Origin of the sequence: Arthrobacter sp. E44, from assembly GCF_041877125.1 — a bacterium.
GTDB lineage: Bacteria > Actinomycetota > Actinomycetes > Actinomycetales > Micrococcaceae > Arthrobacter.
The window spans coordinates 17,991-40,283 of record NZ_JBHDJA010000017.1 but is presented as its reverse complement, the minus strand read 5'-3'; the positions used below and the strand labels follow the sequence as shown (position 1 = coordinate 40,283).

20 protein-coding genes and 1 pseudogene are annotated in these 22,293 nt (G+C 66.7%); 5 read left to right on the top strand and 16 right to left on the bottom strand.

The annotated features are described in order from the left end of the window. The 11 genes from ACETK3_RS15240 to ACETK3_RS15190 all read right to left on the bottom strand — a co-directional run bounded on the left by ACETK3_RS15240 (position 1) and on the right by ACETK3_RS15190 (position 12,657). Complete coding sequence (locus ACETK3_RS15240; protein ID WP_373993150.1) at positions 1 to 1,059, bottom strand: L-idonate 5-dehydrogenase; 1,059 nt, start codon at positions 1,057 to 1,059, stop codon at positions 1 to 3. A 1-nt stretch (position 1,060) separates the two neighbouring features. Then, positions 1,061 to 1,837: an SDR family oxidoreductase gene (locus ACETK3_RS15235; protein WP_373993149.1), complete on the bottom strand. Its 777-nt coding sequence runs from the start codon at positions 1,835 to 1,837 to the stop codon at positions 1,061 to 1,063. A gap of 58 nt (positions 1,838 to 1,895) precedes the next feature. After that, a complete protein-coding gene (locus ACETK3_RS15230) occupies positions 1,896 to 2,825 on the bottom strand; it encodes an NAD(P)-dependent oxidoreductase (RefSeq protein ID WP_373993148.1) in 930 nt (309 codons plus the stop codon). Then, entirely contained in the window at positions 2,822 to 4,171 is a 1,350-nt protein-coding gene (locus ACETK3_RS15225) for an MFS transporter (protein WP_236820926.1), read from the bottom strand. Before ACETK3_RS15225 ends, ACETK3_RS15230 begins: the two co-directional genes overlap by 4 nt. Positions 4,172 to 4,327: 156 nt before the next feature. Further along, entirely contained in the window at positions 4,328 to 5,125 is a 798-nt protein-coding gene (locus tag ACETK3_RS15220) for an IclR family transcriptional regulator (protein WP_373993147.1), read from the bottom strand. An 86-nt stretch (positions 5,126 to 5,211) separates the two neighbouring features. Then, the gene (locus ACETK3_RS15215; protein ID WP_236800485.1) at positions 5,212 to 5,949 is read right to left on the bottom strand and encodes a fumarylacetoacetate hydrolase family protein; all 738 of its coding nucleotides are present in this window, start codon (positions 5,947 to 5,949) and stop codon (positions 5,212 to 5,214) included. Between the two features lie 12 nt (positions 5,950 to 5,961). Beyond that, positions 5,962 to 7,014: a D-2-hydroxyacid dehydrogenase gene (locus ACETK3_RS15210; protein WP_373993146.1), complete on the bottom strand. Its 1,053-nt coding sequence runs from the start codon at positions 7,012 to 7,014 to the stop codon at positions 5,962 to 5,964. Between the two features lie 108 nt (positions 7,015 to 7,122). Continuing rightward, positions 7,123 to 9,273: a glycogen debranching N-terminal domain-containing protein gene (locus tag ACETK3_RS15205; RefSeq protein ID WP_373993145.1), complete on the bottom strand. Its 2,151-nt coding sequence runs from the start codon at positions 9,271 to 9,273 to the stop codon at positions 7,123 to 7,125. A gap of 259 nt (positions 9,274 to 9,532) precedes the next feature. After that, complete coding sequence (locus ACETK3_RS15200) at positions 9,533 to 10,513, bottom strand: hypothetical protein (RefSeq protein WP_236820930.1); 981 nt, start codon at positions 10,511 to 10,513, stop codon at positions 9,533 to 9,535. Beyond that, positions 10,514 to 11,620, bottom strand: a complete 1,107-nt coding sequence (locus tag ACETK3_RS15195) for a GTP pyrophosphokinase family protein (RefSeq protein WP_236800489.1) — start codon at positions 11,618 to 11,620, stop codon at positions 10,514 to 10,516. It abuts the gene before it with no gap. Between the two features lie 47 nt (positions 11,621 to 11,667). Continuing rightward, on the bottom strand, positions 11,668 to 12,657 hold the full coding sequence (locus ACETK3_RS15190) for a LacI family DNA-binding transcriptional regulator (RefSeq protein WP_373462139.1): 990 nt from the start codon (positions 12,655 to 12,657) through the stop codon (positions 11,668 to 11,670). 218 nt (positions 12,658 to 12,875) lie between these two features. Here ACETK3_RS15190 and ACETK3_RS15185 point away from each other — a divergent pair. From ACETK3_RS15185 to ACETK3_RS15175, 3 genes and pseudogenes are all read left to right on the top strand, one after another. Then, positions 12,876 to 13,996: pseudogene (locus tag ACETK3_RS15185) on the top strand (nucleoside hydrolase). Continuing rightward, the gene (locus tag ACETK3_RS15180) at positions 13,997 to 15,427 is read left to right on the top strand and encodes an MFS transporter (RefSeq protein ID WP_373993144.1); all 1,431 of its coding nucleotides are present in this window, start codon (positions 13,997 to 13,999) and stop codon (positions 15,425 to 15,427) included. It abuts the pseudogene before it with no gap. Beyond that, entirely contained in the window at positions 15,424 to 16,386 is a 963-nt protein-coding gene (locus tag ACETK3_RS15175) for a ribokinase (RefSeq protein WP_306968486.1), read from the top strand. The genes ACETK3_RS15180 and ACETK3_RS15175 overlap by 4 nt, the downstream gene beginning before the upstream one ends. A gap of 124 nt (positions 16,387 to 16,510) precedes the next feature. Here the strand turns inward: ACETK3_RS15175 and ACETK3_RS15170 are convergent, their stop codons facing one another. From ACETK3_RS15170 to ACETK3_RS15155, 4 genes are all read right to left on the bottom strand, one after another. Next, positions 16,511 to 17,251 carry an SDR family NAD(P)-dependent oxidoreductase gene (locus ACETK3_RS15170; protein ID WP_237429397.1) on the bottom strand — a complete coding sequence of 247 codons (741 nt, stop codon included), beginning with the start codon at positions 17,249 to 17,251 and terminating at the stop codon, positions 16,511 to 16,513. Positions 17,252 to 17,344: 93 nt separating this feature from the next. Next, a complete protein-coding gene (locus ACETK3_RS15165) occupies positions 17,345 to 17,578 on the bottom strand; it encodes a hypothetical protein (RefSeq protein WP_236800495.1) in 234 nt (77 codons plus the stop codon). Positions 17,579 to 17,668: 90 nt separating this feature from the next. Further along, on the bottom strand, positions 17,669 to 18,634 hold the full coding sequence (locus tag ACETK3_RS15160) for a hypothetical protein (RefSeq protein ID WP_237429398.1): 966 nt from the start codon (positions 18,632 to 18,634) through the stop codon (positions 17,669 to 17,671). Positions 18,635 to 18,726: 92 nt separating this feature from the next. Then, positions 18,727 to 19,374, bottom strand: coding sequence for a cyclodeaminase/cyclohydrolase family protein (locus ACETK3_RS15155; RefSeq protein WP_237429399.1), 648 nt, complete (start codon positions 19,372 to 19,374; stop codon positions 18,727 to 18,729). Positions 19,375 to 19,520: 146 nt separating this feature from the next. Here ACETK3_RS15155 and ACETK3_RS15150 point away from each other — a divergent pair, with 146 nt between their 5' ends. Next, positions 19,521 to 20,312, top strand: a complete 792-nt coding sequence (locus ACETK3_RS15150; RefSeq protein ID WP_306968489.1) for an alpha/beta hydrolase — start codon at positions 19,521 to 19,523, stop codon at positions 20,310 to 20,312. A 42-nt stretch (positions 20,313 to 20,354) separates the two neighbouring features. Beyond that, positions 20,355 to 21,281: a carbohydrate kinase gene (locus ACETK3_RS15145; protein WP_373993143.1), complete on the top strand. Its 927-nt coding sequence runs from the start codon at positions 20,355 to 20,357 to the stop codon at positions 21,279 to 21,281. A gap of 114 nt (positions 21,282 to 21,395) precedes the next feature. Here the strand turns inward: ACETK3_RS15145 and ACETK3_RS15140 are convergent, their stop codons facing one another. After that, complete coding sequence (locus tag ACETK3_RS15140; protein ID WP_237429401.1) at positions 21,396 to 22,178, bottom strand: matrixin family metalloprotease; 783 nt, start codon at positions 22,176 to 22,178, stop codon at positions 21,396 to 21,398. Positions 22,179 to 22,293: the final 115 nt, after the last annotated feature.

Below are 22,293 nucleotides of genomic sequence, written 5' to 3'. Positions count from 1 at the left end.
TTACCCGGTGCGGAACGAAATCAGCACCTTGCCGGACCTGGTGGGGTCTTTGGCAAGCTCGAAGGCTTCAAGTGCCCGGGTGGATGGGAATTCGTGGGTGACCACCGGCTCCACGTACAGGGATCCGTCGGCCAGGGCGGCCAGGACGTCGTCAATCTCATCATTGAAGCGGAACGAGCCCACCAGCTGGAGTTCGCGGGTGATGGCCAGGGAGATCGGGACGGGCTGGTCGCCGCTGGGCAGGAGCCCCACCATGACCACGCGGCCGCCGCGCATGGCGCCGCGAAGCGCCGACGCCAGGCCGCGGTGGTTGCCTGAAGATTCCAGCACCACGTCGGCCTCCACGGCTGCGATGGCGTCTGTGTCGGTGGCGAGGATGGTCCCGGTGGCGCCCACCGCCGTCGCGATCTTCAAGGGCTCCTCATGCATGTCGACGGCGATGATCTCCCTGGCGCCCGCCCGCTTGGCAACGGCCACGACGAGGCTGCCGATGGGACCGCTGCCGATCACCAGGACGCGTTTGCCGGCAAGGTCGCCGGCCTGGGCGACGGCATGCCACGCGACGCTGGCCGGTTCGGTGAGGGCGGCGGCGCGCAGGTCCAGGCCCCTGGGGAGCGGCCGGAGCATCCTGGCGGGCAGGACTGAATAGCGGCTGAAGGCGCCCTGGGTGTGCGGGTAGCGCGCGGCGCTGCCCAGGTAGGTGCAGCCCGGCGAAAGGTTGGGCCGGTCTTCCGGGTACCGGACGCCCGTTCCGCCCGGGGTGGCAGGGTGAACGGCGACGTTGGTGCCGACGGCGGGGCCGGAGCCGTCCGCCGCGGCCTGGACAACTGTGCCCACCACTTCGTGGCCCAGCACCAGGGGTGCGCGCAGGATCGATTCACCGGCTGCCCCGTGCAGCCAGTAGTGCAGGTCCGATCCGCAGATGCCGCCGTAGGCGACGTCCACCACGGCTTCGTGGGGCCGGGGGGCGGCCTGCTCGACGGTTTCGATCCGGAGGTCGTTGACGCCATGGACCACAATGGCCTGTCCTGACAGTGGGCTGCTTGTTGCCGTTGCCACGTCAGACCACCGTCGTCATTCCGCCGTCGACAAAGATTGTTTGGCCGTTCACGTAGTTGGAGGCGTCCGAGGCCAGCCAGGTGACAGGCCCGGCCAGGTCCTCCACGGTTCCCCAGCGGCCGGCGGGTGTCCTGCCGAGGATCCATGAGTTGAAGGCCTCGTCATCGACCAGGACCTGGGTCATTTCGGTGTGGATGTAGCCCGGGGCGATGCCGTTGATTTGCAGACCCTGGGAGGCCCATTCGGCCGTCATGGCCCGGGTCAGGTTGCGGAGTCCGCCCTTGGCGGCCGTGTAGGCGCCGATGGTTGGCCGGGCCAGGTCCGACTGGACCGAGCCGATGTTGATGATCTTCCCGCGCTTGCGCTCCAGCATCCGGCGGGCCACCTCGCGGCCCACCAGGAAGGCGCTGGTGAGGTCGGTGGCGAGCACCCGGTTCCAGTCCGCCACTTCCAGTTCCAGCAAGGGCACCCGGTGCTGGATGCCGGCGTTGTTCACCAGGATGTCGAGCGCGCCGAAGGTTGCCTCGGCCTCGGCTACCCCCGCCGCCACTTGGCCTTCGGCTGTGATGTCGAAAGAGACCGCGCCCACCTTGTCGTCACCGAAGATGGCTGCCAGTTCCTTGCGGCTGGCTTCCAGGCGTGCCGCGTCCAGTCCGTAGAGTACCACCGTGGCACCGGCCTGCGCGAGGCCCGCGGCCAAAGCCTTCCCGATGCCCCTGCTTGATCCGGTGACCAGGGCCGTCCGTCCGGTCAGGTCGAATGGTGATGCGTGGTCCATGGAGGGGGCCTCTTCTCGATGTGCGCTGCGGGATTACGTGGTGGTGGTCAGTGGCACTTTACGCGGTACCCATAGTGGCGATGGCCTGCCGCACCGCGGCCAGGTCCAGGTCGCCCAGGCCTTGGGCCACCACCTCCGCGTAGAGGTCGACGCCGGCCGAAGCCATGGGAGCGGCAGTGCCGGCAGTGCCGGCGCTTTCGAGGACAAAGGAGAGGTCCTTAAGCATGAACTTCGCGGGCCCCGTCGGAGTGTAGTCCTTTGCCGCCAGCCGGGGGCCCACGAGCTCCAGCACCCGGCTGGCTGCCAGGCCGCCGGACAGGACCTCAAAGAGGGCGTGGACGTCCATGCCGGAACTTTCGGCGAGTTCGGCAGCCTCGGCGAGTGCCGCCGTCGTGGTTCCTACGATCAGCTGGTTGCATGCCTTGGCCAGCGATCCCGCGCCCAGGTCCCCGAGCAGGCGGACTGACGAGCCCATGGCTTCCAGGGCCGGCAGGATCCGCCGGAAGTCCTGCTCCGAACCGCCCGTCATGATGGCGAGGGTTCCCCGCCGCGCGCCGTCCGTGCCGCCGCTGACCGGGGCGTCCAGCACCGAGGCGTTTCCATTACTCGCGTCCGCAACAGTGCTGGCGAAAGCCCGCACACCAACCGGCGACACGCTGCTCATAACCACTACGAGCGTTCCAGGGGCGGGCGGCACCTCCCGCCACGCCTCAAGAAGCCCCGCCGCGGCCTCTTCGATGAATGGAAGGTCGGGGAGCATGAAGATAAGGACGGGTTCATCACGCAGGTCCGTGACGCTGTCCACGCCGGTCCCGCCCAACCCCTCGAGCGCCCGGACGGCACCGGGGGAGCGGTTCCACCCCTTGACCTGCCAGCCTGCCTTGAGCAGGTTGGCCGCCATGGGCCCACCCATGAGTCCCAGCCCGACGAACCCTGCACGCTGGGGCGCAGGATCCGCCGGGGCGGGCACGGTGGTGCCGCTGCTCACCTGGCATCCTCTACGAGCACCAGGTCACGGCCGTTTGTCTCCGGGGTGAAGAACGTAGTGACGAAGGAGATTGCTGCCAGGACCAGTGAATAAAGCGCCGGGACCAGCCAGGAGTGGTTGGTGGCGGCCAGCAGTGCCACGCCGATCATCGGGGCGAATCCGCCGGCGAGTACCGCGGAGAGTTCACGGCTGAGGGCCACGCCGGTGAAGCGGTGCTGGGAACCGAAGAGTTCGGGCAGCAGCGCGCACTGTGGGCCGAGCATGGCCTGCACGCCGAGGGCGATGCCCACCACCATGACCACCCAGACCAGGGCGACGTTGCCGAGTGTGACCAGGTAAAACGCGGGCAGGGCGATGACGGCCTGGAAGAGCGCGCCGTAGCGGTAAACAGGAACCCGGCCGTAGCGGTCGGACAGGGCGCCGAAGGCAACCACCAGCACCGCGGCGAAGCCGGCGGCAATCAGCAGGCCCGTGGGGCCGATGAACTTGTCCCCGGCAAAGACCCCCGCCGGCATGCTGATAAAGGAGACCAACAGGGCAGAGTAGATGGACGAGTTGCCGTTTTCGCCCATCCGCAGGCCGATGCCGATCAGTACGTTTTTCTTCGAGTGCTTCCAGATCTGGCCCACCGGGTTCTTCACCACGGCCTTGTGCTTTTCGAGTTCCTGGAAGACCGGGGTCTCCTTGAGCCGCAGCCTGATGAACACCGCGATCGCAATCAGGATGATGCTTGCCAGGAAGGGAACGCGCCACAGCCAGCCGTGCAGGACTTCCTTGTCAGCCAACGCCATGAGGGCGAAGGTGCCTGCGCCCAGGAGGGTGCCCAGCTGGATGCCCACGAAGGGCAGGGAAGCAAAGAATCCACGACGGCGGCGCGGGGCCACCTCCGAGATGAGGGTGGTGGCGCCTGCCTGCTCGGCCCCGGCGCCCAGGCCCTGCAGGATGCGCAGCGTCACCAGGAGCACTGCGCCCAGCATTCCCGCCTGGTCAAAGGTGGGCAGCAGGCCGATGGCGCAGCTGGACAGGCCCATCAGGCCGATGGTCAGGATCAGCACCATCTTGCGGCCGAACCGGTCGCCGATATGGCCAAACACCACGCCGCCGAACGGCCGGGCGGCGAACCCGACGCCGTAGGTGGCGAAGGAGGCGATGACCGCTCCACTCTCCCCAAGCGGGGCAAAGAACAGCGGTCCGAAGATCAGGGCCGAGGCAAGGCCGTAGATGTAGAAGTCGTAGTACTCCAAGGCGGAGCCTACGGAGCTGGCAAGTGTTGCCCTTCGCAGCTGATCCGGATCGACGACGGCGCCGTCCGTGATGGCCTGCGGTGAGTTAGTACGAGTTGTCACGAAAACTCCCTCTAATGCACTCCAGGCCCCCGTTGGCCTGGTGGGATAGCGACAACACCTGTTGTGCCGGTCACTATGCTGAACACAATACAGCATCCTGAACGGCTGGCAATAGTTTTCAGTTTTGCGAAGGGGTTAGGCGGGGGCGGGCCGCGCCTATCCCATGGGGTTGCCCAGGGAGTGGGCCAGTTCCTGCAGTTCCTTGACCATCTGGGATCCCTGCTCGGTGGTGTAGGTGGCCTTGAGTGCCGTGACGGAGAGCCCAAGGCTGGGACCGTGGGCGCCGCGGGTGGGGACGGAGACGGCGAGGCACACCACCCCGGTGGTCGATTCCTCATCTTCGAAGGCGAAGCCCTGCTCGCGGATCTCCTTCAGCTGTGCCTTCAGTTCCGCGCCAGTGCGCAGGGATTTGGGCGTGAGGACGGGGAGTTCGGCGTCGTCCGGGAACATCTCCTCGATGTCATGCCAGTTGAGCCGGGCGATCAGCGCCTTGCCCACTGCGCAGAGGGAAACGGGCATCTTGTCGCCGATATTGGACGTGAGCCGTACGGCGGGATGGCCTTCGTAGCGGGCAAGGTAAATCACGTTCACGCCGTCCAGCATGGCGATCCGGACCGTCTCGCGGGAGAGGACGGAGGCCTGTTCGCAGTATCGGTAGAACTCCTGCACCTCATCCATGCGGCCAAGGTAGGCCGCGCCGAGCTCCACGAGCTTGCGGCCCAAGGTGAACTCTGCACCCTGTCTGCTGATCAGGCGTGCTTCCTCCAGGGCCAGCAGGAGGTTGGAGGTGGAGGACTTGGGAATTCCCACCTCGCGCGAGAGGTCGCTCAGGGTCAGCCGTCCGGTAGCCGAGGCAGCGAGGGCGTCCAGTACGGCTGCTGCCCGGGTGACTGCCGGTGCCGGTGAGGAGGCTCCCGGCTTTTCGGATGAAGCGGGGGTATGGGAATCGACCATGATTCTCCTTAGGTCGCCGGACGATGGCTGAGCGTTCAGTCAACTGAACGCTATCCATCATAAAGGCGTCGAGGCCGCCGCCGACGTCAGGCTACGGTGCTGCTCAACGTGCCGATGCCTTCCACCACGATGTCTACCCGGTCGCCGGGTTCCACGGGAACGGCGGTGCCGGGTGCCCCCGTCATCACGACGTCACCCGGTTCAAGGGTCAGCCAGGACGTGACGTAGGTGAGGCACTCGACCACGCTGGAGGGCAGGTTGAACGTGCCGGACCTGGCCCTTGCGGTGCCGTTGACGTGGACGTCGATGGCCGCCTGCTCGGGGTCCGGGAGTTCAGTCTCTATCCAGGGGCCAAGGGGGGTGTAGTTGACGCCGGCCTTGCCCTGGAAGTTCCGCTCGTCCACGGCGTTCTGGTCCACGTTGGTGACGTCGTTGACGCAGGTGTAGCCCAGGACGTGCTCCAGGGCGTTCTCCGCTGTGAGGTCCGTGGCCGTTTTGCCAATCACGACGGCGAGTTCACCCTCCGCATGGACGATGCCGCGATCGCGGGCCGCCACAATGGCATCCTCGGGGCTCGCCACCGTGTGGACGGACTTGTGCCATGCCTGAATGGGCAGGGGATGGTCATTCAGGGTCCGGTTATGGCCAATACCGATGACGACGGCGGGTGCCACCGGGGCGAGGAATACGGCCTCTTCGTGTGGAGTGGCGTCCCCCGTGTAGCAAAGGGGGGCCTCGAAGGGGTCGCTGACGTGGTGCCATGTGCCGTCCCGTTCGACGGCATGCTGGGCACCTGCTGCTGTATTGATTCTGGCGATACGCATGGGTGCTCCGGCTTAGTAGAAATGCACGGTGTCCACGAGGTGGGGGAGATCCCCGCCGTCGAGGAACGTCCGGAGGTTGCTGCAGAACCGCTCGGTGATCAGGCGGTTCTCAGCGGCGCTGAGCGCGGAAGTGTGCGGGGAGACCATAACCTTCGGATGGTCCCACAGGGGGCTGTCCTGCGGCAGCGGTTCCACGGCGAAGACGTCCAGGCACGCGTAGCCCACCTGGCCGTTGTCCAGCGCCTCCAGCAGCGCCTCCTCATCCACCACGGTTCCGCGGCCCACGTTGACGAAGGTGGTTCCGGGCTTCATGGCGGCGAACAGTTCACGGTTGAACAGTTTCTCCGTGTAGGCGGTCCCGGGCAGTGTATTGACGACGGCGTCTGCCGCGGCCAGGAGGCCCGGCAGGCCTTCGTTGTCTGTCACTTCGTCGATGCCGTCAATGGGTTCAACGGTCCGTTTGGTGCCGCTGACCTTCATGCCGAGCGCTTTGGCTATCCGGGCGGTTTCCAGTCCGATCTCACCTAGGCCGGTAATAACCAGGTTGGATCCGTTGACCAGCCGGGTGGGGACCCGGAGTTCGGGCCAGACCTTTGCCGACTGGTCCTGCGCGAGTTCCGCGCTCCGCTTGAAGCCGTTCAGGATTCCCATCGCTGCGAATTCCGCCAGGGGCAGGGCGTGCACTCCGGCCGACGTGGTGATCTTGAACTTCTGCAGGATGTCCTGGCTGAGACCCGAAGCCTTGACGGCCCCGCCCGCCCCGGCCGCCATGGCGTGGACCCATTGCAGCTTTGGATTTTCGCGTGCGATCCGGGCCAGCCCCGCAGGGCTCTCGTTGGGGAAGCCGTACAGCACTTCGGCGCTGTTGAGCATGGCCCAGTAGCGTTCCTCCTGCTCCTCGCTGCGCTTGAAGGCGGGATCACCGGCATGGTCCGCCGGGAAACGTTCGGGAGGCAGGAGGTCCGGTTCGTAGAGGACGGTGATGGACGGGTCAACGGCACGGATCCGTTCCACGAGCTCAGCTTCGAGCGGGACGGCGATGGCCACGGTCTTACGTGAAGTCATGAGTTCAGTATAGTGGACGGCGTTCGAAAAAATGTCCCTGCATGGGCCGGTGTTCAGGGGCCCGGTTCGTGAAATAGGACTTCCTTCAGGGTTGACCTCACGGCCTGGTCAGCTCTTGCTGCGGTGGTCGGCTTGTTCTACGAGTTCGGTAATCCAGGGGCGGTGGCCGCGGTGGAACGCCATGCCCTCCGGAAGCCCGTCCATGCTGGGGACAGAGTCCCTGATGTTGATCGTGACGCGTCCGCCAGCCAGCGGTGCATTGGTGATCTGCAGGTCGCCGTAGGATTTTGGCAGCACCGGGTCCATCCAGACTCCGCCGCGGGAAACATGGGCGTCGTAGCGCATCAGGCTGGTCAGCAGCAGGATCGGCGAGGTCGCCGCCCATGCCTGGGGCGAGCAGGCGGTGGGGTAGGGGACGGGTTCGGCAAATTGATCGCGGCTGAACCCGCAAAAAAGCTCCGGTAGCCGGCCACCGGAAAATTCAGCTGCCTCCAGCAGCGCGGTGGAGATCCGCTGCGCTTCTTCCACGAACCCGTAGCGGACCAGGCCTGCCTGGATGATGGCGTTGTCGTGGGGCCATACTGAGCCGTTGTGGTAGCTGGCAGGGTTATAGGCGCCCATGTTGCTTGCCAGCGTGCCGACGCCCCAGCCGCTGAACATTTCGGGTGACATCAGGTGCCCGGCCACTTCCGCAGCTTTGTCGTCGTCCACCAGGCCCAGCCACAGACAGTGGCCCATGTTGGAGGCGCACGCGTCGACCTTTTGCTTGTGACCGTCGAGGGCAATGGCGTAATAGCCCCGCTCCGGGATCCAGAACTCCTCGTTGAACCGCTTCTTCAGGACCGCTGCGCGGTCCGCATATGCGGCTCCGAGCCCATCATCGCCGTCGTCGTATGCCATCCAGGCCCTGGCCAGGTATGCAGCGTAGACATATGCCTGGACTTCGCACAGCGCGATGGGAGGTTCGGCCAGCCGTCCGTCCGCGAAATTGATCCCGTCCCACGAGTCCTTCCACCCCTGGTTGACCAGCCCGTTGGGGTTGAGCCGCTGGTATTCGACGAACCCGTCACCGTCCTTGTCGCCGAAGTCGCGGATCCAGTCCAGGGCGCGGTCCGCGTGGGGCAGCAGGGCGTTGATGGTTTCCTTTGCGAAGCCCCAGCGGCTGACAGCGCCCAGAACGTCGACGAACAAAGGGGTGGCGTCCACGCTGCCGTAGTACGTGGATTTTCCTCCGAGTGACAGCCCACTGGAGACATCCAGCCGGACTTCGTGGAGGATCTTCCCCGGTTCCTCTTCACTTACTGGATCAACCACGCTTCCCTGGCGGTCGGCAAGGGTTTGCAGGGTGCCCAGTGCAAGGGAGGGGTCGACCGGAAGCGCCATCTCTGAGGCCCAGAGCGAATCGCGGCCGAAGATGGTCATGAACCATGGCGCCCCGGCTGCCACCACCACCCGGTCCGGATGGTTCGGGTCCTCGATCCGGAGAGCGCCCAGATCGTCATAGCTGCGACGGAGGGTGCGCTCGATAGCCGGGTTTCCCATCCGCAGCATCGGGATCCTTGCCACCCACTCCCGGCGGCGCCGGTCACTTGGGGACAGCCCGCCCCCCGAGTGGCTGAAGCTTGCCGGACCTGACTTCCCGGTGGCCGGTACGGCGCTGATAAGTGTGGACCATTCCGACCTTGGCTGGACGGTGGTCCGGTATGTGATGGTTTCCGGCGTCACGTCCGCACCGGGAGCATTGAATGCGATGTCCTTTTGGACGTCCTTCCACCTGCCACGGATCGCCAGCATGCCCGCGTTAGCGTGCCGGAGCTCTTCCCATTGCCTCTGGATCCTGGCTTCCTTGACTTCGAAGAGGTCAGCGAAGTCCGAGCCAACCACCAGCTGCAGAGTGCATTCGATGGGTTCAAGGGAGAAATTGCGGATGGTGACTTGTTCCCGGATGCCTTCACCCACCTCACGCAGCCGTTCCACGATCAGGGGGCTGTCCGCATAGCCGTCAGAACGCGGAATACGGCCGGCGAAAAGGGCCCGGTAGGGTTCCTTAAGCTCGGCAGTGAGCGGCTCCAGCGGCAGCCCGTTCACTGTCAGGGCCCATTTGGAAACATAACGGGTGTCCTGGACGAACAGGCCATGGGGATGCGCTGGATTGATATCTCCGTTGGGCATGGAGATGCAGAAGGACGAACCTTCCACCAGGGTGACAGTTCCGGCCCCTAAAGGTCCGGCTGCCGTATCAGCGTTCCACCCCGCCATTACCTGTCTCCTTGGGAACTCGACAACCGCTGGCCATGGGCCATCGGGCCCCTGTTTCTTGACCATGGCGGCTCTCTGCTCGACGCTACGCTTGCTGCGGTTTGGCCGCCAGAGTCCCATGCCGGGATTTTGGAACCCGGGGCCATCTCGTCGATAACATTTCCGACGACAGAACCGAGGCACTACATTTTGCGCTGTTGGACCTTTTGGCTGTTCGTCGGGGACAGGGGTGCGTCGCTGATGAAAAGGGCACCTACGGCTAGCGGAAACCGCCCAGCTTTGACCCGGCCAAGTTAAGTACGTCCTTCAGCATCGCCAGCGCCGCGCCCTTCGGACTGGAGCGGCCCCCTTGCACAGTGATGTCCCCGGCCTCGGGGCAGCTGAAGACCATGGCCTTTTCCGGACCAGTGAGGGAGAACAGCGGGTCGCCGGGCGGCACAGCTTCCAACTGCACGCTGACCACCATGGGCCGGTCCAGGGACGCCCTGGCAACGGCGCGGAGGCGCAGGCCGTTCCCAGTGGCAGCCAACGCCCTGTCGGGCGTGGAAGAATCGATTGGCTCCGTTTCCACCGCAATCCGGGAAACGTCCCAGTCCCACAGGAGTCCGGCGATCAGCCGCACCTTGGTGGCTGCATCCTGTCCGGACAGGTCCGCGGAAGGGTTGGCCTCCGCAATGCCCCGCCGCTGTGCTTCCGACACCGCCGCGTCAAGCCCGGTGCCAGCGGAAAGCTCATCCAGGATGAAGGTTGACGTGCCGTTGGGGCAGGCCCGTATACCGGTACAGCCCATCCCCCTCAGCGCGACTCGCGCCATGTCGGCCGATGGAAGCGCAGCGCCGGTGGCCCCGGAAAACCGGATCCCGGCCTGGCCTTCCTCCGCAGCGCGCTCAAGGTCACGCCAATGGCTGAGTACATGGCTCTTCGTCGCCGTCACCACATCGACGCCGCTCCTCAACGCAGCAATCGCCTCGTGCAGGACACGCGCGTGGGCCTCGGGTGAAGAAGGCAGCGCCTGGACCAGGATGTCAGCCCGGGTAAGGGTAAGAGTCTCCTCGATTGGCCGCAGAGGCCCCCAGGAAGAGCGCTCCGGCAGTGGGCGGCCGGGCGCAAGGAGAACCTCCGTCCCGTGACCCCGGACCGCGGCGACCTGCAACAAGGAATCCTGCTCCAAAACGGAGTCAACAAACGCCCGTCCCACGGCACCGAACCCGGACAGGACCAGGCGCACGCCCAAAGCCATCTACTTGTTCGTCATCCGGTACCGCTCGATCTGCCGCAGCCGCCGCAGGAGGCTGTCGCGCCGCGGGTGCGGGACGACGTCGGGCGCTTCTGCGGTGAGGTCCACATGCCTGGTGCCGTACTGCCAGAGGAGGAGGTCGTCCAGGAGCCGGTCCGGGCCGGGGGAGTAGCGGTGGTCCAGGGCCTTGCGGACCTCGGTGATCCGGTTGGCATTCAGGAGCCCGGCCAGCTGCATGGTCTGGTTCAGGTCGTGTGCAGCGAGCAGTTCGGCGGCCCAGCCCCAGTCATCGTCCACTTTCCGGTCAACGTGGGGGAGCAGCGTTCGCCAGACGTCGCGGATCCGGTTGGGCGTGAGGGGGGCTGCCCCCTCGCCGTCCATATCCCAGTAGCTGCGGACTTCCTCATACCGCTCGTGCAGGTCGGCGAAGGCGGTTTCCACCGTCTCCAGCATGGCAGCGGTGGCGGTGAATTGCCGGTCGAAGTGTGGCGTCCAGGCGCGGGGATCCTCGGCCTTGAAGCGGATGTCATGCTCGATCTCGCTCCAGGCATGGGCGAAGATGGTGCGGATCTGGCACTCGAAAAAGTAGCTGCCGTTGGGCTGCGCGTCCGGGTTGAAGACCTGCTGGTACTCCTTGACGGCCTCGTTCTGGATGCTCCGCAGGATCAGGTGGCGGCTTGAGTACCCGTAGGTGCCGGACTCGATGGAACCAATGTCCTTCTCGCGGTCCCCGCGGCAATCGAAAACTTGGCGCTGCCGCTTGATGATGTTGGCCACCACAGCGTTTTCCGCCGGCAGCTTGGTGATGACCCGGATGCCCACCATGTCATTCAGCGTGCGGAACGGGTCCGGGAATTTCAGCAGCCGCCGGCCGCCCGGCTCCAGCGGTTCCTCGGTGCGGGAAATCTTCTCCTTGAAGGACTCCACCGTCTTTGTGCGGCCGGTGACGAACAGCGGCGTCACCTCGCTGTCCTTCAGCATGCCGCGCAGGGTCAGCAGGACGTCCCGGGTGACAAGCTTCAGGGCAGGCCGGACGCGCTCGTAGATCTCCACGTTGTGCTGCACGGACTCGCGCAGCGGGGCGTCCAGGCTTTCCCAGTTACTCGGCATGATCCCAGCTTACGGCCGGGGTCCGACACGAGCCGGTCAAAAAGCCCTTACGTTGCGGCCGGCGATGTGGACCCGCGCACCACCAGCGAGCTTTCCAGCGTCAGCTCCTCCTGCTCCAGCTCCTGGCCCTCCATTAGCCGGCGCAGCTGTTCCCCGGCTTTGAGGCCCAGCAGCTTGGCCGGCAGGTGCACGCTGGTCAGGCCGGGGCTGCTGGTGGCGGAGTACGGGAGGTCGTCGAACCCGGCCACCGCCAGCTCCTCCGGAATCCGGACCCCCGCCACGCGTGCTTCCTGCAGCACGCCATAGGCATGCGTATCAGTGGCGCAGACGACGGCGGTCACCCCCTCACGCTGCCAGTCCGGCCACGCTGCGGCGAAGGCGGCCGCCGCCTCGCCGACGTCGATGGTGGTGGCAGGCATGTGGTCCGCATCCACAGACATGCCCAGTGCAGTGGCCTCGGCCAGGAATGCCTCGCGGCGGATCGCGAAGGTTTCCGTCCCGGTGACACTGTCAAGGTAGGCCACCCGTCGGTGGCCAGCGGCGGCGAGGTGGGAGGCCAGCTCCCGGGCCCCCTGCGCGACGTCCAGGTTGACGGCCGGGGCCAGCGATTCAAGGCCGGGCGCGTCCAGCAGGACCAGCGGCCCGGCAACCGAGAGATCGGCCAGGAAACCTGCGTTCGGCGCGTCCACCAAAAGCCCGGCGGGACGGAGGGACATCAGCTTCCGGACGTCGTCGGCCTTGGGGAACTCGCCCGAATCCGTGACGGAAAGCAGCAGCTGGTAACTGGGCCCCAAGGATTCGCGCACCCCGCCGATCACCTTGGCGAAGAACGGGTTGGAAATATCCGGCGCCACCAAAATCACGATGGAACTGACGCCTTTGGCCAGCGAGCTGCCGATCCCATCCACCACGTAGCCCAGATCGGAGATGGCATCGCGCACCCGGGAAATGTTGTCCTCCGAGACGCGGCCCGCCGTCTTGCCGTTTGCCACCAGGGACACCGTTGCCACCGACACCCCGGCCCGGGCGGCGACCATCGCCGCCGTCACCCGCCTTGGCCGCGCGCGCTGCTGCACCTGTTTGCCGGAATCCATACCTCGATCCTATCCGCCGGTGGACCAACTAGAGAGGGCAAGGCGTCAAGCGTTTGACGTGCGCTGATACCTGACCAACGTTAAGCGTTTGACGCAGACCACATAACCCTGCCATGATCGCTCCCGGAAGACAGAAGCCCCTGCCCCAAAGGCAGGCCCCAATGACGTGGAGAACCATCGTGGAACCAAGTCCGCAAACGAACCAGCAAGAACCCAGGAAGATCATCCTGGACTGCGACCCCGGCCACGATGACGCCGTGGCCCTCCTGCTGGCGCACGGCAACCCCAACATCGAACTGCTGGCCGTCATACCGTGGTGGGCAACCAGACCCTCGAAAAAGTCACCCGCAACGCCCTGGCCGTGGCCACCATCGCCGGCATCACCGGCGTCCCCTTCGCCGCCGGCTGCCCGCGCCCCCTGGTCCGGAGCATCGAAACCGCGCCGGACATCCACGGCGACTCGGGCATGGACGGCCCGGCCCTGCCCGAGTCCACCATCGAGCTGGACCCGCGGCACGCCGTCGACCTCATCATCGACACCGTCATGGCGCACGAGCCCGGCACCGTCACACTCGTCCCCACCGCCGGCCTGACCAACATCGCCATGGCCGCCCGCAAGGAACCGCGCATCGTCGAACGCGTCAAGGAAGTTGTCCTCATGGGTGGCGGCTACCACGTGGGCAACTGGAGCGCCGTGGCCGAGTTCAACATCATCATCGACCCTGAGGCCGCGCACATCGTCTTCAACGAGAAGTGGCCGGTGGTCATGGTGGGCCTGGACCTCACCCACCAGGCGCTGGCCACCCCGGACGTGGTGGAAAAGATCGCCGCCATCGGCACGAAGCCTGCAAATTTCGTCACCGAGCTGATGGACTTCTTCGCGCATGCCTACAAGGACGCCCAGGGCTTCGACTACCCGCCCGTCCACGATCCCTGTGCCGTCGCCTACGTGATCGACCCCAGCATCGTCAGCACCCGCAAGGTCCCCGTGAACATCGAACTGACCGGAACGCTCACCCTGGGCATGACCGTCGCCGACTTCCGCGCCCCCGCCCCCGCCGACTGCCACACCAGCGTGGCCGTGGACCTGGACCACGCGCGCTTCTGGGACCTCGTCACCGACGCGCTGGTCAGGATCGGCGAGCCGGGCGCCGGCGACAAAACCAACAAAGGCAACGCGGACGACGGCGGCACGCACCTCGGTGCGGCCCGCACCCAAGGCGGGGCAGCCGACGTCGTACGCCCGGAAAGTGCCCACCTCACCGCCGGAGGGGTCAAGTAAATGGCAACCGCAATCCTCACTGAAACCAAGACCGGCCGCGGCAACACCGCCGCCCTCATGACCGCCCTGCTGGCCGCCTGCGTCGCGTTCCAGCTCAACGCCTCCATGCTCAGCCCCGCCCTGGTGACCATGGGCGAGGAACTCAAGGCGGACCAGGCCCTCATCGGGCTCTCGCAGACCTGGTTCTTCACCGCTGCCGCCCTGTTCTCCCTGTTCCTGCCCCGCCTGAGCGACATCGTCGGCCGCAAGAAGGTCCTGGTGGGCATGATGGTGCTCATGGCGGTGGGTTCTGTCATCGCGGCGCTCGCCCCGGACATCACGTGGCTCTTTGTGGGCCGCATCATCCAGGGCGTCAGCGGACCCACCGTCACGCTCTGCCTCATCATGCTGCGCTCGGCCGTCAGTAACCCGCGCAAGTACGGCACGCTGATGGGCCTTATTACCGCCGTCAACGGCGGCGTGGCGGGCGTGGACTCCTTCGTGGGCGGCTACTTCGCAGAGCACTTCGGCTTCCGCAGCATCTTCTGGCTCATGGTGGTCCCCGCCGTCGCGGCTACCGCCCTCATCCTGCTCCTCGCCGCCGAAAGCAAGCCTGCCGCCGGCACCCGGATGGACTGGCTGGGCGTGTTCTTCATCGTGGTGGCCGTGGGCGCCCTGCTGACCGCCCTGAACGAAGGCTCCAAGCTGGTGGTCGGATTTAACCCAGGCGTGCTGGTGCTGAGCCTGGCACTGGTGCTCGTGGCCACCGTCGCGTTCCTTGCGTTTTGGCGAACCGAGCAGCGTGCGGCCCAGCCCATGGTGGAAACGGTCCACCTGCGCCAGCGCGCCACCTGGGCGCCGCTGCTGACCACCACGCTGACCATGACCGGCATCTTCGCCGTGATCAACGGCATCGTCCCCGCCTACGTCCAGGCCGCCTCCCCTGGGTTTGGCCTGGGACCCACCGAGATGTCGCTGATCATCCTCACCCCGTACGCCCTGCTCGGCTGGATGGTGGGACCGCTGAGCGGGAAGCTGGCCCCGGTCCTCGGCTACACCAAGGTGCTGCGCATCGGGCTCCTTGGCAGCATCGCTGCGCTCGCCATCATCGGGTTCCTTGGGCTGCACAGCCTGCCGATGATGATCGCCGGTACGGTCTTGCTGGGCATCATGTACGCCGGTACGGTCAACATCATGCTCAACGGACTCGGCGTTGTCCTCTCGCCCGCCGGCAACCCCGGCTTCCTGCCCGGCATGAACGCCGGCGCCTTCAACCTCGGCGCGGGCCTGAGCTTCCTGATCCTGCCGGCCGTGCTGGTGGCGACGTCGGCCCTTGGCGATGCGGCGGCGTCGTACCTGACCGTGGTGGTGGTCGGCCTGGCGCTGACTGTGGCCGCGTTCGCTGCCTCGCTGCTGATCCCCAAACCGGTTGAGGCCGAGGTGGCACCATGAGTGCCGCAGCTGCCGGGGCGGGCCGGATCGTCGTCGTCGGCTCCCTCAACGCCGACCTCACCATTTACTGCGACCGCCTCCCGCAGCCCGGCGAAACGGTCCAGGGCCACGGGTTCGCAGTGAATCCGGGTGGCAAGAGCGCCAACCAGGCCGTCGCCGCGGCGCGCCTGGGCGGCCACGTCAGCCTGGTGGGTGCAGTGGGGGAGGACCCCAACGGCGCGATGCTTGAGGCCTCGGTGGCCGGGGCCGGCGTGGATGTGGGGCATGTGCGGACCTCGGGCGAATCCACCGGTGTTGCTGTGATCGCCGCGGACGCCCACGGTGAGAACAACATCATCATCTCGGCCGGCGCCAACGGCACGCTGTCGCCGAAGGACGTGGCGGATGCCGCGGACGTGCTGGAGGGGGCCGCAGTGGTGAGCCTGTGCCTGGAGGTCAGCATGGACACGGTGCTGGCCGCGGCCCAGGCAGGGCACGACGCCGGCGCCACAGTCTTGCTGAACCTCTCGCCGTATGCGGAGATTCCGTCAGCCCTGGCCGGGTTGGCCGACATCCTGCTGGTGAACGCGCATGAGGCCGCGCTGTTCCTGGGTTCTTCGGTTCCCGCTGCCGGCGCCGCTGCCTCTGAGTGGGATGCGGTGCGGTCTCGGTTCTCTGAGCGGGGAATCCAGCAGGTATTGGTGACGCTGGGTTCGCAGGGTTCCGTTGTGCTGGACTCGCTGGCTTCGGCGGGTTCCCGGGTGGCATTTGTCCAGCCCATGCAGGTGCAGGCCGTGGATACCACCGGGGCGGGTGATGCCTTCACCGGTGCGGTTGCTGTTCGGCTGGCGGCCGGTGATGCGCTCGCGGACGCTGCAGCCTTCGCCTCGGTTGCTGCGGCTCTGGCCACCACTCGCAAAGGCACCCAGGCGGCCTACCCGGAAGCGGCCGACGTCGAACGCCGCCTCCGCACGCCCTAACCCCCCACCCCTCGCCATCCTTGTCTGAGCGCTCCGCACCTTTTACACCCGTCCATTGCTGACTACTTGTCGTTTTCAGGCTCGAGAACGACAAGTACTCAGCAATCGATGAGGGGGCGGGGCACTAAGTAAGAGCGTCCAGCGTGACACCGGTGTGCTCGGCGAGCCGGTCCAGCAGGGCGTCCTGGAACTGGGGATCCTGGGTGGCGGGGTGCGGGGTCTGCCGGCGCTGGTGGTACCAGTAGCCGCCGCTGGCCAGCGCCGCCAGGTCGTCGCTGGTGGCCAGCCATTCCTGCGTGCGGTGGCCCAGTTCCAGGCTGTCCGGTGCGGACCGGCCGCCCATCCTCGTGGGCACCCAGCCGGGGTCCACCGCGTTGCTGGTGACGTTCGGAAAAAGCCGGGCCACGGCTGCCGCCAGTGCCGTGACCTGGAGCTTGGTGGTGGAGTAGGAGGCCGTCGTCGTCCGTCCTGACCAGTCCAGGCCGTCCAGGCCGGTGTCGCCGCCGCGGTGCATGCCGCTGCTCAGGTAGATGAGCCGGCGGGGGCCGGAAATGAGGGCCGTCAGGAGGTAAGGTGCCACCACGTTCACTGGCAGCAGCGCGGCGCCGTTCAGGACACCAGCGTTGTGGATGACGGCGTCAATGCCGCCGATCCCGTTGACCTGGTCGGCGATCCCCCGGACTTCCGCCGCCTTGGCGAGGTCCCCGGTGACGCACTGCGCCCCGCGGTCCAGCAGGTGCTGCACCGCGGGGAGCCGGTGGGAGGAACGGGCGTGCACGATCACCTCGTGGCCGTCCTGCAGGAGCGAGGCGGCGGCGGCCCGGCCCAGCCCGTCGGTGGATCCGGTAATGAAGACGCGTGCCATGCGGGACCTCCCTGGTTTGTGGGTGTTGTCCCTACGCTACTTCTGCCGGCTTTAGTTCATGACGCAGGCCGCGCCCGGCAGCAGCGGGTGCGCTCAGCGGCGTTTGCGGCTCAGGACCAGCGTCAGCAGTCCACCAAAGGCAAGAAACAACAGGCCCACTATCAAAAGGCCGCTGTTCACGCCCGTGTTGGCCAGCGTTGATGGAGTTGAGGAGTAGCCCACTGGCATTGCCGCAGCGGCTGCATTGGCTGCGACACCGCCGAAGGCCAAGAGTCCGCCGGCGAAAGCGGTACCGAACAGGCATCTGCGGAAGGTGCGGTGCATCATGGGGAATTCTCCTGAAAGTTGAATTGGGGCTACTGCTTACCCCGGAAGCTGGCGCGTGCCCGCGCGAAAGCGACGCGGGGAGGGCCTTAACTAGTCAGGTGAAGAGCCGGGGTCGAAGGACACCGGAGAGGGGGCGGTAAGCAAAGGGCCCCCGATGGCAGACGTCCCAGCTGCCGGGGCTGGGAAGTGAGGTGAGCTGGTCCAGCCCGAAGCCGCCGGGTCGTTGCCACCGGATAGGCTGCTTCCGCTCGTGGCAGCACTTGGCACGGCAGGGGGAACATCCCACGGCGTGCGGAATGGCTCGTCTTCGGGGCCGGCCTTGAAAAGCACCGGCGTTACGGCCGCAAGCTTCATCTGGACGCGGCTTTCCGGGCTGGTGCTTTGCAACAATCCGGGGGACTGCGCGGGACCCGTCACGCCCCCGGTGGTCTGCGGCAGTTCAGCAGCTGGGGGAGAGGCAGGTGCGGGCTCCGGAGCGGGAGCCGCGGCGACATCCGTAGTGACGGGAAGGACCGCGACGGGCTCTGCTTCCGGGGCAGCGATGGGCAGGGGCATTGCGTCGATGACCGGTTCAAGGGCCGGTTCAAGGACCGGGTCCAGGGGTGCCAGGACGGTAACTGCCAGCGGAACAGCAGCCCCCACCGTCCCGTCCACGATGCCATCCACGGCAACCACTGCAGGATCCACCACAGCCGCTACCGTTCCCGAGGGCACAAGCTCGTTGGCCGCCGGAACCGACTGCACAACATCCTCGGCCAGGCCGGAGACCTCCTCCGCGGCGGGGCGGAGGGACGGCGCCGGAACAAGTGAAGCAACCGTGGAAGCCGTGGCCGTGGCCTTCCCGCCGTCCGGCCCTGCCATCACCGGTTCCGGGGCATCTTTACCCTGGTGGGTAAGGTTGGCGGCGGCAGAATCCAAAACCCCCGGAAGCAAGTCGCGGGAGGGTGAGGAGTCAGCCGACGCGCCCGCGGCCGACAGGGCAATCCAGGCTGCAGTTGCCGCCACAGCGAGCAGGAGGGGCCGGAGGAACGCCCAAGCAGTGCTTTCGGACTTCACTTGGTACCCCTCCCCACAGGTGCGCTTCGGCAAGCAATGCTGTCCACCATAAGCACAGGTCAGGTGGCAGGTCCAAATGCGGTGCGGCAGCGTCAGATGGCATCCGTAGGGGCAGCGCGGTGATCAATGGCTGCGGTAAGTTCGTCAATCCGGTCCATCCCGGCGTTGAGTTTTTCGACGGCCGCCCACAGGTCCGGGTGTTGCTCCCGGACCTGTTCCAGGTCCGTGCCGGCCGATCGGAGCGATCCGAGATCGAAACTGACATTGGTGCGTGCACCCGCCACGGCAGCGCGGAGGGCACCGAACGCGACGACGACATCCGCTACCAGTGCACGGTTGCCATTGGTCGCCAGCCAGGCGAGGTCGTCGATCGCTTCGATGGCCCGCTCGCCAAGGACGGCGGAAGCAGCCGCGGCCTCCACGGATGCGCGGCGGATTGCTTCGTCCCGCTCGTCCCCCGGCTCCAGCCGGAAGGCAGCACCGAATGCCTTGGACGCCGAGGCGTCGTCATCTGCCAGTCGAAGGGCTTCCTGCCGCAGCGCACGGGCGCGCTCCCGGATCCTGTCCGGCTCGCCGCCCTCGTCCCCGCTGTAGCCGGCGACCATCGACGTCAGCGACGCCGCCACCGCCAGCATCAGCCCCGTGCCCGCCCCGCCGCCGGGCGAACCCGTTGACTCCGCCAGCGCGCGCGTCCATTCCTCAACCGTCGATTCCTGGGTGGTCACTTCAGGCTTTTCCATACCAGGAGGCGTGCCCACAAAGGCCTCAGGCTAAACGATGCAAGGGCAACGGAACCGCGGACCGCACAAACTGGCCCACTTTTCACGGCCGTGGCCCCGAAAGTCCGCGGCATCTCCGCCGAACCGGGCAGCTAAAGTGGGCCAGTGTGACGCAACGCCACCGCTATGACTACGGCCAGGACCCCAACCAGTGGGGCGAACTGTTCCTGCCAGACCTTCCACCCGGTGGGAAACACCGAGGCGTAGTGGTGGTGATTCACGGCGGTTACTGGCGCTCGCAGTACGGGGCAGAACTGGGGGAGCCGCTGGCGAAGGACCTCGCCGAACACGGCATGGCCGCCTGGAACCTGGAATACCGGCGGGCCGGGAACGGCGGGGGCTGGCCCGGCACCTTCCAGGACATCCTCGCTGGGATCGACAAGCTCGCCGCGCTCGCGGAACCGCACGCACTGGACCTGGGCAAAGTGGTGGCGCTGGGCCACTCGGCCGGCGGCCACCTGGCAGTGTGGGCCGCAGGCAGGGACCGGTTGCGCGGGCTTGGGCCTGCGGACGGCCTGCAGATGGAGAATGAGGGCGTCCGCCTCACCGGCGTGGTGAGCCAGTCCGGCGTCCTCAACCTGGCCGAGGCCGAACGCCTGAACCTCAGCAACGGAGCCGTGGCCAACCTGATGGGCGGACCGTCGTCGGACTTCCCCGTGCGGCACCGAATGGCTGACCCTATGGCCGCCCTGCCGCTGGACGTCCCGGTCATTGCCCTCCACGCAGCGGAGGATGTGGACGTGCCGCTGAGCATGTCCACAACGTACGTGGATGCCAGCAGCGTGAGCCCTGTGCCAGCGGAGCTCGTCATGGTGCCGGGCGATCACTTCTCCCTGATCGACGTCACCGCGGAAGCCTATGTGACGTGCCGGGAACTGGTGGGCAGGCTGCTCCGCTGACACGAACTGCTGGCAGCGGCCTATTTCTGGCAGAGTATGAGCATGCTCACAGTGATCGGCGAAGGCCTTGTTGACGTTGTCCAGCGCGCCTCCGGAATCCAGGCCCACGTGGGCGGCAGCCCCCTGAACGTGGCAGTGGGCCTGGCCCGGCTGGACCATCCGGTGCAGTTCATCGGCCGCTACGGCCGGGATGCCTACGGGGATTCGGTGGCAGCGCACCTGCGGGCGAGTTCGGTGATGCTGCCGGTACCCCCGGATGACTTGCCTACCAGCGTGGCCACTGCGCTGATTGACGACGACGGCGCGGCCACCTACACGTTCGATCTCGCCTGGGAGCTTCCCGGCATGGGGGACCGGCTCGGCTTCATGCTGCAGGGCACCACGCTGCTGCACACGGGGTCCATCGCCACGATGCTGAAGCCGGGCGCCACCGAGGTGCTGGCTGCCGTCGAATACGCCCACCCGTCCGCCACCATCAGCTTCGATCCGAACTGCCGGCCCAGCATCATCACGGACGTGGATTATGCGCGGGGGCAGGCGGAGAAGTTCGTCACGCTTTCGGATGTGGTGAAGGCGTCCGACGAGGACCTGGCCTGGCTATACCCGGGGGAGGACGTGCTGGATTCGGCGCGAAAGTGGCTGGCGCTGGGCGGTGACGAAGGACCGGCAATGGTGGTGGTGACCCGCGGCGCGGAGGGCCCCTGGGGTGTATGCCGCGCCGGCGAAACATCCGTTCCCGCGCCCAAGGTTGAAGTGGCGGACACGGTGGGTGCGGGGGACTCGTTCATGGCGGCGCTGCTGTCGGGCCTGGTGGACCGCGAGCTGGACGGGGCGCAGAACCGGCAGGACCTGCGGGAACTCCCCGTCGAGGCCTTGGCTGAGCTCCTGGAGCACGCTGCCCGTGCGGCAGCGGTCACGGTCTCCCGTCCCGGCGCGAACCCGCCCCCGCGCCGAGCTGCACGGGGTTGAAAAGCGCGGCGCCGAAAAGGAAGCCTAAGCCGGAATCGGCTGCTCCCTAAGTGCCGTTTTGAGGGTTCAAAAGGGCATGTACGCAGCAATCGATGGGTTCTTCTTCGGCGGGCGTCACAACTGCGGCACGCAGGGGCCGCTTCCCAGCAGCGCAAGCCCCGCCCGGTCGCCGGCGGCGAAGTCCTGCACGCCCTTGTTCTCGGCATACATGAGTTGGCTTGGATCGTTGACGTGGGCCAGGCCCAGCACGTGTCCGAGTTCGTGCATGATGATGGCCCGCACTTCCGCGGCGCCGTCCGCCCGGCTGGCCATGATGCCGGCGAGGTCAGGGGCGTCCAGGCTGATTTGTCCGGCGGCAAGGACCAGCGGTTGCCCCACGGCTTCCGCGTACCCGCTCCCGCCGAGGCCTGCCACGTTTCCCGCGAGATCGGGGGTTTCCGTCGGCGTTGACCAGGCGATCAGCACTGGGGCCCAGCGCTTCCCGTAGCGGTCAGGCTGGAAAGCTTGCCGCTGATCGGCCGGCGCCTCCGTAGTGGGTCCGTCGTAGACGAACTGCAGCCCGGAGGCACGGGAAACTGATGCCACCGCTTCGCTGATCAGGGCATCTCCACCCGGCAAGGCATTGTCCGGACGCACAACATAGTGCACGGGGCGGCACGGATCGTACGCTACTAGGGACTGTCCCGCCCTGGGCGACTCCTGCAGCACGAATGCAGTGGAACCGGTGCTTGCCGGTGGCGTCCCGAGGGGAGAAGGAGCAGCCTCGACGCCGGGCGGCGGCACCTTCGCGCCGGGCAGGTACGGGGCAGCGACAGGGAGGACCACGCGGTCGAAGAGCGTCGGTGTGAAATACAGGCAGACCACGACGGCGATTCCCAGCATCGTCCTGAACTGCACCGACCGCTTCGGCCGGCGCTGTTGCTTCCTTGGCCGGCGCCGGAATTTCCGCCGGCCAGGCGGGGAAGGGTCAGGACTGCGCCAAGATGCCGGGGGCTCGGCCTTTCCAAGAGCT